Raw genomic sequence first — 13,208 nt, forward strand, 5'->3', positions numbered from 1 at the left:
TTAAACCTCCAATATAATGGTTACAGGGCCGTCGTTTATAATATCAACTTCCATCATTGCACCAAATACGCCGTTTTTTGTAGGAACATATTGATTTAGTTCGTTTATCATTTTATCATAAAAATTTTTTGCTTCGTCTGGTGGCATTGAATTTTGAAAATTTGGACGCGTGCCTTTTTTTGTGATAGCAGGTATGGTGAAGTTTGGAATTAAGAGGATTTCACCTTTTATATCCGTAACACTTTTTTCAAACCTTTCACCGAATATTCTTAAAGAGGCAATTTTTTTTGCCATTTTTTTAAGTTTTTCATCATTGTCGTCTTTTTCAAATCCGATTAAGACATTAAGACCCGAATCAATTTTATTTACAAGTCTTCCATCGACGCTTACACTTGAGTGTTTAACTCTTTGAAGAATCGCTTTCATCAGCAAGCTCCACTAAAAATTTCGCCACTTTTTCACTATCATTCGGACATTCTACGACTTTATACTCTTTTATTCCGATTTCATCGGCCAGATGTTTATATTCCACTTTCAGTTCCAAATCAGTCTCGCTGTTGTCGATCATAAACGAAATAGGATAAATCAGGACTTTTTCGTTTTTAAATTTTTCAAGTTCTTCATGAAGATAAGGTTTAAGCCACTCGGCAAAACCGAATCTTGACTGATATGCAAGATTTATTGATTTAAACCCGGGAAGCATTTCTTTTAAAATATTTACATGTTTTTCGATATGTTCTTGATATTTGTCACCTTTATCAATCATTTTTTTCGGAAGGCCGTGGGCAGAAAATATCAGATGCCACTCTTTAGGATTTTCGATGTTTTTTAATATATTTTCTTTAATTATTTCATTAAACCTTTCATCTTCAAAAAAAGGTTTGACAATACTGATTTTTCCTTTAAAATCTATTTCTTTCAATTCATCAAGTGAACTTTCATATGTTGTAAAAGAGTAATGCGGATAAAGCGGTAAAAGTATCACTTCATCATATTTTTCGATAACATCTCTAAGTTTCGGTTTGGTATAACGCATGGCATAAATAACATCGCAGTTAGCATAATTTTTCATATTATCACAAAGCTTTTGGGTTAAATCATAAATTCTGCTTCCTCCTATACTTTCATAATTTTCCCATACTTTTTTATATCTGAGATTTGAAATAAGAGGCGCTAAAAAATGTCTTATAGGAGATGAGATTATTCTTTTGTCTTTAAACATATTGTATAAAAACTCTTTAAGTTCATCAGCGTTTCTGGCTCCACCCATATTAAGTAAAATTATCGCTTTCATTATACCTCCACATATTTGTTTATATTTATTCCGAAACCTTTTAGGGCGTTAAATTCATTTTTGTGTCTGCTGAAAAGATTCAGGTTTTGAATACCCAGAGCTTTTAATATCTGTGCACCGATACCATACTCTTTTTCGGCTTCTTTTGATTCGGAGTCTATAAAAATAATCACTCCGCCGTTGTATTTAATGTAGTCGAGAATTTTTTCATATTCTTTTAAAATTTCACTATTTAAAAGAAAATCCACATTTTTTGTAACTTTGTAAAATTTGACATTTGTGGTTTTTTTAGGATTATTTGCTAAAACATAATGTCTGTGGTTTAAGTGGTCGACAAATTGTATTTTTTTAAATTTAACACCATCTATTTCCAAAGTTTCTTCTTTTTCTTTTTTAATCAAAGTCTCAAACTGAAGTCTGTATTCAACTATGTCTGATATATAGACAACGGCCAAATTATGTTTTTTAGCAAAATCGGCTAAATCTTTTCTTCTTGCCATTGTGCCGTCTTCATTCATAATTTCACATATTACGGCGCTCGGATATACACCCGCTAATTTACAGATATCAACGCTTCCTTCCGTATGACCTGTGCGAACAAGCACTCCTCCTTCTTTTGCGACAAGAGGAAAAATATGCCCCGGTTTTACAAAATCATCAGGCCTGCTGGTTGGCGATGATAATTTTTTAATTGTTAAATCTCTTTCAAACGCACTTATTCCCGTTGTGCATTCTTTAGCATCCACGCTTATTGTAAATGCAGTGGAAAAACTTTCTTTATTTGAATCCACCATCGGTTTTAAGTCCAGTCTGTTAGCAATTTCATTTGTAATACTTACACATATAAGCCCACGGCCTTCTTTGGCGAGGAAATTAACTTTTTCAGGTGTGGAAAAAACACCGGCATAAACCAGGTCGCCTTCGTTTTCCCTGTCTTCATCGTCAATCATAATAATAATATTGCCTTTTTGAATCTCTTTTATTGCTTTTTTTACTCTTTCAATAGAATTTGGCATATAACAGCACCTTTTTTATGGAATTTTACTATATAAACCGCTAAAAGTGATAAACATTCTAATTGCATTCATCATGGCCTGAAATTGAATATAATTTCTTTCACCCTTAAAATGAAACTCTTCAACTTTAAGGTTTTTTCTGTCAGCTACACCAACAAATACCGTTCCGACTGGTTTTTGAGGTGTGCCGCCGGTAGGCCCTGCAATACCGCTTACTGCCAATGCGTAGTCGGCTTTGCTGATTTCAATGGCACCTAAAAGCATTTCTTTAACAGTCTGTTCGCTAACCGCTCCGTATTTTTCAAGAGTTATTTCTTCCACACCTAGCCATTCGTGTTTAATTCTGTTGGCATAAGTAACTACACTTCCGTCAAAGCAGTTGCTTGAACCGCTTATTTTTGTAAGATGGCTGGCAATAAGTCCTCCGGTGCAGCTTTCTGCAAATGTGATTTTTTTCGGAGGCAAATTGTTTACGATATGTTCGAAAAGATTTCCGAAAACAACTGTCGGAATTACGTTTAAAATCTCTTTTTTGACAATATCTTCAAGTGTTTCAGTGACTATTTCTATAAATCCGCCTTCATGTTCAATAATTGTGTAATTTAATTTATGTGCATTAAAAATAGGCTCTAAAAACATCATGGTTGTGTCTTTGTCGAATTTGAAAACATTAATACTTTCATATTCGGGTGTGATAATAAAAATTTCCGGAATTTTGTCTTCTAACAGAATAACGTTTAACGGATGTAAGTATTCTATTAAAAAGCTGTTTTTTGTATATTTTGCTTTTTCCGGAATTAAAAAATCATCTTTTACTACTAGCTGCTGGTTTGTAAGATTGGCCAGAATTCTTGCAACGAGCGGGTATGTTTTTTTGTTTGTTACGATTAATGTTTCCTGTGATGGTTGGAATTCTATATCAAACGTATCTATATATCTGATTGAGTTGTAATCAATAACTTTTAACAATTCTTCTTTTAATGCCTTTTTAAATTTCCACTCTCTTCCGACAAATAAAATTTCCATTTCAGTCCTTTGTGATATAATTAAGGATATTGTATCAAAAAGGGGACAATATGAAAAAGAAAAAAGATCTGCCTGAATATCAGTTGCCAAAAGACAAGGTTTTTAAAAAAAATGGGAAAATGAAAGAAAAGTTTTATCAAAAAGAGCTTTTAAAACTTCAAATCGAACTTGTAAAACTGCAAACATGGTTAAAATTACAAAATAAAAGACTTTTGGTTGTATTTGAGGGGGTGGATACAGCCGGTAAAGACGGGACAATAAAAAGAATTCTTGAATACTTAAATCCGAGATTTGCAAGAAGTGTGGCACTTGACAAACCAAGCGACAGGGAAAAAAGCGAGTGGTATTTTCAAAGGTATGTGCCTCATTTTCCGGCTGGGGGAGAGATGGTGTTTTTCAACAGAAGCTGGTATAATCGGGCTGGGGTTGAGATTGTAATGGGTTTTTGCACACATGAAGAATATCTTAAATTTATAAGACAGGCTCCGAGATTTGAAGAAATGATAGTGGATGACGGGATTAAATTTTTTAAATATTATCTTGATATTACAAAAGAAGAGCAGTATAAAAGACTCAAAAAAAGAGAAACAGACCCTCTTAAAAAATGGAAACTTTCAACTCTTGACTGGAAAAGTTACAAGCATTATGATGATTATCAAAAATACAAAGAAGATATGTTTGCAGCTACATCTACGCCTTACGCACCATGGGTTATTGTAGATGCAAACGATAAAAAAAGGGCCAGAATAAATGTAATCAGGGATTTACTTTCTCAGTTTGAATATGATGAAAAAGAGTATTTTTATGAAGCGGACCCTGAAATAGTCAAGGTTGTTTCACACATTGAGTAGAAGCTGTGAAGTAGGTAAGTAGATAAGTTGTGAAGGAAATTTTGAAATGTTTTTCTTCACAACTTAACAACTACACAACTTAACTACTTTTTTTGGTATAATACCTTGCAAAAAAGGAAAACCTCAATGGATTATAAAGATACTCTTCTTTTGCCTAAAACCACCTTTCCGATGCGTGGAAATCTTCCTCAAAACGAGCCTAAAAAATACAAAAAATGGTTCAGCGAAAATGTATATGAAAGAATGAAACAAAATAGAAAAGGAAACGATAAATTCAATCTTCATGACGGACCTCCGTATGCAAACGGGCATATTCATATAGGACATGCTCTTAATAAAATTTTAAAAGATATAATTGTTAAATATTACTATTTTCAGGGCTTTGACGTTCGATATACTCCGGGATGGGACTGCCATGGGCTTCCTATTGAGCAGCAGGTTGAAAAGAAAATAGGTCGTGAAAAGAAAGAAAGTCTTCCTAAGAGTAAAGTAAGAGAACTTTGCCGAGAACACGCCGCTAAATTTATTGAAATTCAAAAAGAAGAGTTTCAAAATCTTGGAGTGATAGGGGATTGGGATAATCCGTATAAAACTATGGATTTTGAATTTGAAGCGAATATTTATAAAGCTTTGGCTGAAATTGCAAAAAAAGGTCTTTTGGTAGAAAGAAGCAAGCCGGTATTTTGGTGTATGCACGATAAAACCGCACTTGCAGAAGCAGAAGTTGAATATGAAGATAAAGAAGACTATTCAATTTATGTTGCGTTTCCTTTAAGTGAGGAAGCTAAAAATAAACTCGGAATAAATAACGCAAGCATTGTGATCTGGACAACAACTCCTTGGACACTTCCTGCAAATATGGGAATTGCTCTAAATCCGGAAGAGAAATATGTTTTAAGTGAAGATGGAAAAATTGTAGCAAAAGAGCTGTATGAAAATCTAAAAGAAGCTGAGGTAGTAAGCGGTGAAATTGTAAAAGAGTTTGATGCAAAAGATCTTGAAAACTTAAAAGCAATAAATCCTCTAAACGGAAGAGAATCAGTAATTATCCTTGGTGAACACGTAACGATGGACGGAGGGACAGGATGTGTCCATACGGCTCCGGGGCACGGTGAGGAAGACTACAGAGTATGGCTCAAATACGGATTTGGTGAAATATTGCAGCCCGTGGATGATGAAGGTAAATACTCTAACTTAATCGTAACTGAAAAGTTACTGCCTGAAGAGTTTAAAGGTATGCATATATTTGAGGCAAATCCTAAAATTTTAGATCTTTTAGGTGATAGCCTGGTTAAAGTATCTAAATTTACGCACAGCTATCCGCACTGCTGGAGATGCCATAATCCGGTAATTTTCAGAGCTACTAAGCAGTTTTTTATCGCAATGGATAAAGAAGTAAACGGAAATACGCTAAGAAACAGAGCTCTTAGTGAAATAGAAAAAGTCGAGTTCACTCCTAAATCAGGTAAAAATAGACTAAGCACAATGGTTGCAAACAGACCTGACTGGTGTATAAGCCGCCAGAGAGACTGGGGTGTTCCTATTGCATTTTTCAGAAACAAAGATACGGGCGAACTTATTATCGATGATGAAATTATCGAAAATATTTATGAAATATTTAAGGTTAAAGGCGCTGATGCTTGGTATGATTTAAGCATTGAAGAGCTGCTTCCTGAAAATAAAAAAGATTTGGCTTCGAAACTTGAAAAAGTAAACGATATTTTAGACGTATGGTTTGACAGCGGATCAACTTGGTTTGCCGTTCTTAAAAACGGACCTTATGATGCAGGTGAATATCCTGCGGATATGTATCTTGAAGGAAGTGATCAGCACAGGGGATGGTTCCAAAGCTCACTTCTTGTGTCAACTTCTATTGAGGAAAGAGCTCCTTATAAATCAATACTTACTCACGGATTCACCGTAGATGAAAAGGGTGAAAAAATGAGTAAGTCTAAAGGTAATGTCGTAGCTCCTCAGGAAGTTTCTAAAAAATTCGGAACCGAAATTTTAAGACTTTGGGTTGCTACGAGCGATTACAGCGGAGATATTAAAATCAGTGACGGAATTTTAAAACAAGTTGCGGAACAATATAGAAAAATAAGAAATACAATAAGATTTTTACTTGCAAACGTAAACGATTTGGAAGAGATTAAACTTACAAACCCTTCTATGATTGACAGATGGATTTTGGCAAGAAGCAAAGAAGTATTTGATGAAGTGGTTGCACTTTTTGGTAAATACGATTTTTCAAAAGCGTTTAATATTTTAAATAACTTCATTGTTACAGAGCTCAGTGCGATTTATATGGACGTATGTAAAGATAGACTCTATTGTGAGCCTTTAAATTCCGAAAAGAGAAGAAATTCTCAAAGCACAATGGCAGTGATTGTGAAAGAGCTTATTTCACTGCTTGCACCGGTATTAACATATACGATGGATGAAGCGGTTGAACACGCGCCTAAAGTTATAAAAGAAGATGCAAAAGACGTGTTTGATTTTGTATATACACCTCTTACAGCCGTGGAAAATCCGATTGATGATGAAATTTTGGAAATCAGAAGAAGATTTTTTGAAATTGTGGACAAACTCAAAAAAGAAAAAGTTATAAAAGATACACTCGAGCTTGCAATTGAAACAAATTATGATAAATTATTGGTTGATGAAATGGCCGACTTTTTTGTAGTAAGTTTAATCGGTGATGAGATTGAAGGTGATGTTTTAGATGAATTCCATATAAGTGATGAGCAGTTTGTTATAAAAATTAAACGCTCACCTTTACATAAATGTCCAAGATGTTGGAGATATTTGGCTAAAGAAGAAGGTGCATTGTGTGATAGATGTGAAAAGGCAATAAATGGATAAACCTGTTCCGTTTTGGTTTATAATTTTAAATATTATTATTATAGTGGCAATAAGCTACATAGTTTATAGATGGCTTAAAAGTATAAAAGGAGATTTTTAATGATAACACTTAAAGAAGCACTAAAATTGTCAAAAGAAGAATTAAAAGATTTAAAAACAGAAATTAATAAAAAAGCAAAAGAAAACAAAGAGCTTGGCGGATATGTTGAGCAGTTTTTAGGTAAAGATCTAAGTGAAATGGGTGATGGTGTTCCTATCGCAATTAAAGATAACATTAACGTAAAAGGTTGGGAAGTTACATGTTCTTCTAAAATCCTACAAGGATATGTGAGCCCTTATAACGCAACTGTAATTGATAAAATGCTTGAAGCGGGACTAAGTCCTTATGGTAGATGTAATATGGATGAATTTGCTATGGGAAGTTCTACTGAAACAAGCTATTATGGTAAAACTTTAAACCCGCATGATACAAATAGAGTTCCGGGGGGAAGCAGTGGTGGTAGTGCCGCTGTAGTTGGTGCCGGACTTGCAGTTGCAGCACTTGGAAGTGATACTGGTGGATCTATCAGACAGCCTGCAGCGTTTTGCGGGGTTGTTGGAATGAAACCTACGTATGGGAGAGTTAGCAGACTTGGACTTGTGGCGTTTTCAAGCTCACTTGATCAAATAGGGCCTATTACACAAAACGTGGAAGACGCAGCTATTTTATACAATATTATTGCAGGGCATGATCCAAAAGATTCAACGTCAGCACCGGTTGAGAATAAAAAAATAGAAATTAACGAAAACAGAAAGCTTAAAATTGCCGTAATTGATAATTATATCGATGAAGCTGATGAGGATATTAAAAAAAGACTTAATGATATTATCACAGAGCTTGAAAAAGAAGGACATACTATCATTCATAAAACTCTAATGAACTCAAAATATGACGTTGCAACTTATTACGTGGTTGCTACTGCGGAAGCGAGCTCAAACCTTGCAAGGTTTGATGGTATGAGATACGGAAACAGAATTGAAGGAAAAGATCTGAAAGAAACATACAAATTAACAAGAGCTCAGTTTGGTGATGAAGTAAAAAGAAGAATTATGCTTGGAACTTTCGTTCTTTCAAGTGGATATTACGACGCTTATTATTTAAAAGCACAAAAAGTAAGACATTTAATCAAAAATGAATTTGACAAACTTTTTGCTGAAGCTGATTTGGTTCTAACTCCCGTAACGCCGACAACTGCATTTGAATTTGGAAGCAAAAAAGACCCTCTTGAGATGTATCTAAGCGACATATACACCATCAGCGTAAACCTTGCGGGAGTTCCAGCTATTTCACTTCCTGTAGGAAAAGATAAAAATAATATGCCAATCGGACTTCAGCTTATAGCTAAACATTTTGACGAGCAGACATTGTTTGATGGAGCGAAAATAGTTGAAAATTTAGTAAAGGAAAGCAAATGAGAATAAAATACAAAGCACTGACATTCGAAGACGTTTTATTAGTCCCTAAATATTCAAACGTATTACCAAAAGATGTTGATTTGACTACTAAATTTACAAGAAACGTTAGCTTAAATATTCCATTGGTATCCGCAGCAATGGATACAGTAACGGAAGCAAGAGCGGCTATAGCTATTGCAAGACTTGGTGGAATCGGCGTAATCCATAAAAACATGGATATTGAAACACAGGCAAAAGAAGTAGAAAAAGTTAAAAAAAGTGAAAGCGGAATTATTATCGATCCTGTAAAAGTATTCCCTGATGATACTATTGCAAAGGCTCTTGATATTATGGCAACTTATAGAATTTCGGGTGTGCCTGTAGTTGACAGAGATGGTAAATTAGTGGGTATTCTTACTAATAGAGATCTTAGATTTGAAAAAAACACAACAAGATTTGTAAAAGATTTAATGACACCAATGCCTTTAATTACAGCAAAAGAGGGTATTTCACTTGATGAAGCAGAAGACATTCTTCATCAGCATAAAATTGAAAAACTTCCTATTGTTGATGATCAGGGTTATTTAAAAGGTCTTATTACAATTAAGGATATTCAAAAGAAAAAAACTTATCCAAACGCTAATAAAGATAAATTCGGCAGACTCAGAGTTGCAGCGGCTGTAGGTGTAGGAAACGGAGTTGAAAGAGCGGCTGCTTTAGTTGGTGCGGGTGTTGATGTAATTGTTGTAGATTCTGCTCACGGGCATTCGCAGGGTATTTTGGATGTTGTAAAAGCTATTAAAGAAAGATTTGACGTAGATGTAGTAGGTGGAAATGTTGCAACAGCCGAAGCTACAAGAGCGTTGATTGAAGCGGGTGCAGATGCTGTTAAAGTAGGAATCGGTCCTGGAAGTATATGCACAACAAGAATCGTAGCTGGTGTAGGGGTTCCTCAAATAAGCGCAATTGACGAATGTGCAAGAGAAGGTGCAAAATATGGCGTTCCGATTATTGCGGACGGGGGTATTAAATATTCAGGCGACATTGCAAAAGCACTTGCAGTGGGTGCAAGCAGTGTTATGATCGGAAGCCTACTTGCCGGAACAGAAGAGAGTCCTGGTGAAACCATTATGTATCAGGGAAGACAATATAAAGCATATAGAGGTATGGGAAGTATCGGTGCAATGCAAAAAGGAAGTAATGATAGATATTTCCAAGAAGGAACTGCTGCAGATAAACTTGTTCCGGAAGGTATTGAAGGAATGGTGCCTTACAGAGGTAAAATTGCAGATGTTGTTCATCAATTAATCGGTGGACTCAGAGCTTCTATGGGATACTGCGGTGCAAAAGATATTCCAACATTTTGGGAAAATGCCGAATTTGTAGAAATTACAAGTGCTGGATTAAAAGAATCTCATGTTCATGATGTAACAATTACAAAAGAAGCACCAAATTATCATCAATAAATTATAACTTTTTCTTTTCTCCCTTATAAATATTAATTATCTCTTAAAATAAACTTAAAAATAAGATAAATTTTGGTATAATTTATAGACTTTGTAAAAATTAAAAAAAGGAGTGTGTATGAAGAAATTTCTAGTAGGTATGGTAAGTGCGGCAGTTCTTGCTACAAGTGCAATGGCTTATCAATATATTACAATCGGAACAGGTGGGGTTACAGGTGTTTACTACCCAACAGGTGGTGCCATTTGTAGAATTATGAACAAAATGAAAAAAACTACAGGTGTAAAATGCACCGTAGAAAGCACAGGTGGTAGTGTTTATAACATAAATGCTATTAGAAAAGGTGAGCTTGATTTTGGTATAGCTCAATCAGATGTTGTTTATCAAGCTTATAATGGTGAAGGTAAATTTGAGGGTAAACCTTTCAAAGGTGAAAGAGTAGTAATGTCAATTCACCCTGAACTTCTTACACTTGTAGTAAGAAAAGACAGCGGAATTAAAAACTTCTTTGATCTAAAAGGTCACAGAATCAATATCGGAAACCCTGGAAGCGGTAACGAAGCTGCTGTGAAAACGCTTTTTAGCGCATGTAAAAAAATTAATCTTAATCAATTAAAAGTAGAGCAGTTAAAAGCTGCAGAATGTCCAAACGCTCTTAAAGATAAAAAAATTGACGGATATTTTTATATGGTTGGACACCCAACTGCTAACATCAAAGATGCGGCAAACTCTACATCAATTGATTTAATTTCACTTGATAACGTTCCTGCGGCTCAAAAACTAGTAGCTGAAAAACCTTATTATGCTTGGGGAGTAATTCCTGCCGGAATGTATAAAGGTGTAAATCATCCTACAAAAACTTACGGGGTTAAAGCTATTTTAGTAACAAGTGACAAAATGGATAATAAAACAGTTTATTATTTAACAAAAGCTATTCTTGATAACTTCGACAAATTCAAAAAAATGCACCCTGCATATAAAAATTTAACTAAAAAAGATCTTTTAAAAGGTTTCGATCATAAAATTATGCACCCAGGTGCCGTTAAAGCATTTAAAGAAGCAGGACTTCTATAATTCTTTTTCCCCTTATGGGGTCTTATAATTAAATATAAAGGAGTAAAATGTCAAAACCTGAAATGTTTAAAATAAATGAAGAACTTGAAAAAGAAATTGATGAGATAGAAAAAGAAGCCGAAACGGGTAAAATCGATAAAGATCTTGAAGAAGAGATATTAACCGAGTTAGAAGGTCAGAGAAATTTTAAAAGCGGGCCTCTATATTGGTTAATAGCTCTTATTGCATTCAGCTGGTCAATTTATCAGCTTTATGTAAGTTATTTTCCCGTTAACTCTACGATTGTAAGAAGTATACACCTGGCATTTGCTATAGTTTTAGCTTTTTTAATTTATCCTGTTATCAAAAAACCTAAATTTTTAAAAAATGTGCAGTGGTGGGATTGGATTTTAGCTATTGTAGGCGGATTTGGAGCGGCATACATTGCAATTGATTATGTAGGGCTTTCAAATCGTCCGGGGGATTATCTATTTAGAGATATAGCAATAGGTGTTGTTTTTATGATTATTCTTTTAGAAGCCGGAAGAAGGGTTATAGGTATTGCTTTAAGTATAGTGGCAATTGTTTTTTTGCTTTATGATAAATTTGGTCAGTATCTGCCTGAACTCATTTCCCACAAAGGTGCTTCAATTGAAAAAATAATGGCTCAGATGTATTTAACTACTGAAGGAATTTATGGTGTTCCATTAGGTGTTTCAGCCGGATTTGTATTCTTATTTGTTCTTTTTGGTGCTTTGCTTGAAAGAGCCGGAGCAGGGGAATATTTTATAAAGCTTGCTTATGCTATGCTTGGTAAATATTCAGGAGGTCCTGCAAAAGCGAGTGTTGTTGCAAGCGGACTGACAGGTATTATCAGCGGAAGTTCTACCGCAAATGTTGTAACTACCGGAGTTTTTACCATACCTCTTATGAAAAAAGCGGGATTTCCTGCAGAAAAAGCAGCGGCAGTTGAAGTAGCAGCATCGACAAATGGTCAATTAATGCCGCCAGTTATGGGTGCTGCGGCGTTTATTATTGCTGAATTTTTAGGCCTTGCATATACCGATGTTATAATTGCCGCGGCAATTCCGGCAATTGTCAGCTATCTCGGACTTTTATATATCGTTCATCTTGAAAGTAAAAAACTGGGATTAAAAGGCGAAGATCCTAAAAACCTGCCCCCAAAACTTAAAACATTTATAAGCGGGCTTCATTATCTTATTCCTGTTATATATTTAATGTATGTTTTAATTGTCCTTAGACAATCTGCTCAGATGGCGGCATTTAGTGCAATTTGGCTTTTGATGGTTATTATGGTGATTCAGTATCCATTTTACGCTTTGTTTATTGCTAAAAGGAAACTTATTAAAGAAGACTTTACGCAAGGTTTTATAGATATTTTCCATGGTATGGTTGCAGGTGCCAGAAACATGGTTCCTATTGCGTTGGCAACGGCCCTTGCAGGTATAGTAGTAGGAAGTATTACTTTAACTGGTATCGGACAAGTGCTACTTGATGTAATTGATACTTTATCTAATGGTAATATTTTAATTGTTTTACTGCTTACTGCATTTATTTCGTTAATTTTGGGAATGGGACTTCCAACAACCGCAAACTATATCGTGGTAGCATCTTTAACTGCACCTGTAATGCTTCAGCTTGCTCAGGATAATGGATTTTTAATTCCGGCAATTGCAGCTCATTTATTTGTGTTTTATTTTGGTATTTTGGCCGATGATACGCCTCCTGTAGGTATAGCGGCTTATGCGGCTGCAGGGATTGCAAAATCGGATCCTATTAAAACGGGGCTTCAAGGATTTGCTTATGATATAAGAACGGCAATACTTCCTTTTATGTTTTTCTTCAATATGGAAATGCTGTTAATTAGCGGTGTAAACGAATGGGATTATAATGAATTTACTTTTATAAGCGATCCTTTTAAAATTGCACTGATTTTTGTGACGGCAATGCTTGGTATGTTTAGTTTTTCTTCTGCAACTCAAGGTTATTTTATTAAGCATACAAATATTATTCAAAGATTACTTTTCTTAGCCGCAGTGCCTCTATTTATGCTTCCGAATTTGATGGTTGAATACTTAAAAGTTCCTAATGAATATGTTTCTTATGGAATTGGTTTTGCTATCTGGGTTTTAATTTATTTGTGGCAAAAAGCACAAAAAAATTAAGTCCTTTCTCTTTTTCCTGTTT

At 34.9% G+C, this 13,208-nt stretch carries 11 protein-coding genes; 7 read left to right on the forward strand and 4 right to left on the reverse strand.

What is annotated here, in order from left to right:
• Genes dtd through ACYQ19_RS07315 form a run of 4 tightly spaced genes read right to left on the reverse strand, consistent with a single transcriptional unit; the run spans window position 1 to window position 3,336 of the window.
• Window positions 1-426: a D-aminoacyl-tRNA deacylase gene (gene dtd / locus ACYQ19_RS07300; protein ID WP_459978775.1), complete on the reverse strand. Its 426-nt coding sequence runs from the start codon at window positions 424-426 to the stop codon at window positions 1-3.
• Window positions 401-1,294, reverse strand: coding sequence for a ferrochelatase (hemH, locus tag ACYQ19_RS07305; protein WP_459978776.1), 894 nt, complete (start codon window positions 1,292-1,294; stop codon window positions 401-403). Before hemH ends, dtd begins: the two co-directional genes overlap by 26 nt.
• On the reverse strand, window positions 1,294-2,310 hold the full coding sequence (locus ACYQ19_RS07310; protein WP_459978777.1) for a bifunctional 3,4-dihydroxy-2-butanone 4-phosphate synthase/GTP cyclohydrolase II: 1,017 nt from the start codon (window positions 2,308-2,310) through the stop codon (window positions 1,294-1,296). Before ACYQ19_RS07310 ends, hemH begins: the two co-directional genes overlap by 1 nt.
• Before the next feature lie 15 nt (window positions 2,311-2,325).
• Window positions 2,326-3,336 (reverse strand): CinA family protein, encoded by a 1,011-nt coding sequence (locus ACYQ19_RS07315; RefSeq protein WP_459978778.1) that lies wholly within the window; start codon window positions 3,334-3,336, stop codon window positions 2,326-2,328.
• A gap of 50 nt (window positions 3,337-3,386) precedes the next feature.
• Between ACYQ19_RS07315 and ppk2 the strand changes: the two genes are divergently transcribed.
• The 7 genes from ppk2 (at window position 3,387) to ACYQ19_RS07350 (ending at window position 13,186) form a co-directional block, all read left to right on the forward strand.
• On the forward strand, window positions 3,387-4,187 hold the full coding sequence (gene ppk2 / locus ACYQ19_RS07320) for a polyphosphate kinase 2 (protein WP_459978779.1): 801 nt from the start codon (window positions 3,387-3,389) through the stop codon (window positions 4,185-4,187).
• Between the two features lie 126 nt (window positions 4,188-4,313).
• Window positions 4,314-7,049: an isoleucine--tRNA ligase gene (ileS, locus tag ACYQ19_RS07325; protein WP_459978780.1), complete on the forward strand. Its 2,736-nt coding sequence runs from the start codon at window positions 4,314-4,316 to the stop codon at window positions 7,047-7,049.
• Entirely contained in the window at window positions 7,042-7,149 is a 108-nt protein-coding gene (locus tag ACYQ19_RS07330; RefSeq protein WP_459978781.1) for a glutamyl-tRNA amidotransferase, read from the forward strand. Before ileS ends, ACYQ19_RS07330 begins: the two co-directional genes overlap by 8 nt.
• A complete protein-coding gene (gene gatA / locus ACYQ19_RS07335) occupies window positions 7,149-8,504 on the forward strand; it encodes an Asp-tRNA(Asn)/Glu-tRNA(Gln) amidotransferase subunit GatA (protein WP_459978782.1) in 1,356 nt (451 codons plus the stop codon). The genes ACYQ19_RS07330 and gatA overlap by 1 nt, the downstream gene beginning before the upstream one ends.
• On the forward strand, window positions 8,501-9,949 hold the full coding sequence (gene guaB / locus ACYQ19_RS07340) for an IMP dehydrogenase (protein ID WP_459978783.1): 1,449 nt from the start codon (window positions 8,501-8,503) through the stop codon (window positions 9,947-9,949). Before gatA ends, guaB begins: the two co-directional genes overlap by 4 nt.
• Before the next feature lie 118 nt (window positions 9,950-10,067).
• Window positions 10,068-11,021 (forward strand): TAXI family TRAP transporter solute-binding subunit, encoded by a 954-nt coding sequence (locus tag ACYQ19_RS07345; RefSeq protein WP_459978784.1) that lies wholly within the window; start codon window positions 10,068-10,070, stop codon window positions 11,019-11,021.
• 47 nt (window positions 11,022-11,068) lie between these two features.
• A complete protein-coding gene (locus tag ACYQ19_RS07350) occupies window positions 11,069-13,186 on the forward strand; it encodes a TRAP transporter permease (RefSeq protein ID WP_459978785.1) in 2,118 nt (705 codons plus the stop codon).
• Window positions 13,187-13,208: the final 22 nt, after the last annotated feature.

The sequence above is a fragment of the Nautilia lithotrophica genome, assembly GCF_054656815.1.

Excerpts from the sequence above, each read along its gene's own strand:
- ACYQ19_RS07350 (WP_459978785.1), top strand. The coding sequence starts at position 11,069 with ATGTCAAAACCTGAAATGTTTAAAATAAATGAAGAACTTGAAAAAGAA.
- hemH (WP_459978776.1), bottom strand. The coding sequence starts at position 1,294 with ATGAAAGCGATAATTTTACTTAATATGGGTGGAGCCAGAAACGCTGAT.
- ileS (WP_459978780.1), top strand. The coding sequence starts at position 4,314 with ATGGATTATAAAGATACTCTTCTTTTGCCTAAAACCACCTTTCCGATG.
- ACYQ19_RS07345 (WP_459978784.1), top strand. The coding sequence starts at position 10,068 with ATGAAGAAATTTCTAGTAGGTATGGTAAGTGCGGCAGTTCTTGCTACA.
- ACYQ19_RS07315 (WP_459978778.1), bottom strand. The coding sequence starts at position 3,336 with ATGGAAATTTTATTTGTCGGAAGAGAGTGGAAATTTAAAAAGGCATTA.
- dtd (WP_459978775.1), bottom strand. The coding sequence starts at position 426 with ATGAAAGCGATTCTTCAAAGAGTTAAACACTCAAGTGTAAGCGTCGAT.
- guaB (WP_459978783.1), top strand. The coding sequence starts at position 8,501 with ATGAGAATAAAATACAAAGCACTGACATTCGAAGACGTTTTATTAGTC.
- ACYQ19_RS07310 (WP_459978777.1), bottom strand. The coding sequence starts at position 2,310 with ATGCCAAATTCTATTGAAAGAGTAAAAAAAGCAATAAAAGAGATTCAA.
- ACYQ19_RS07330 (WP_459978781.1), top strand. The coding sequence starts at position 7,042 with ATGGATAAACCTGTTCCGTTTTGGTTTATAATTTTAAATATTATTATT.
- gatA (WP_459978782.1), top strand. The coding sequence starts at position 7,149 with ATGATAACACTTAAAGAAGCACTAAAATTGTCAAAAGAAGAATTAAAA.
- ppk2 (WP_459978779.1), top strand. The coding sequence starts at position 3,387 with ATGAAAAAGAAAAAAGATCTGCCTGAATATCAGTTGCCAAAAGACAAG.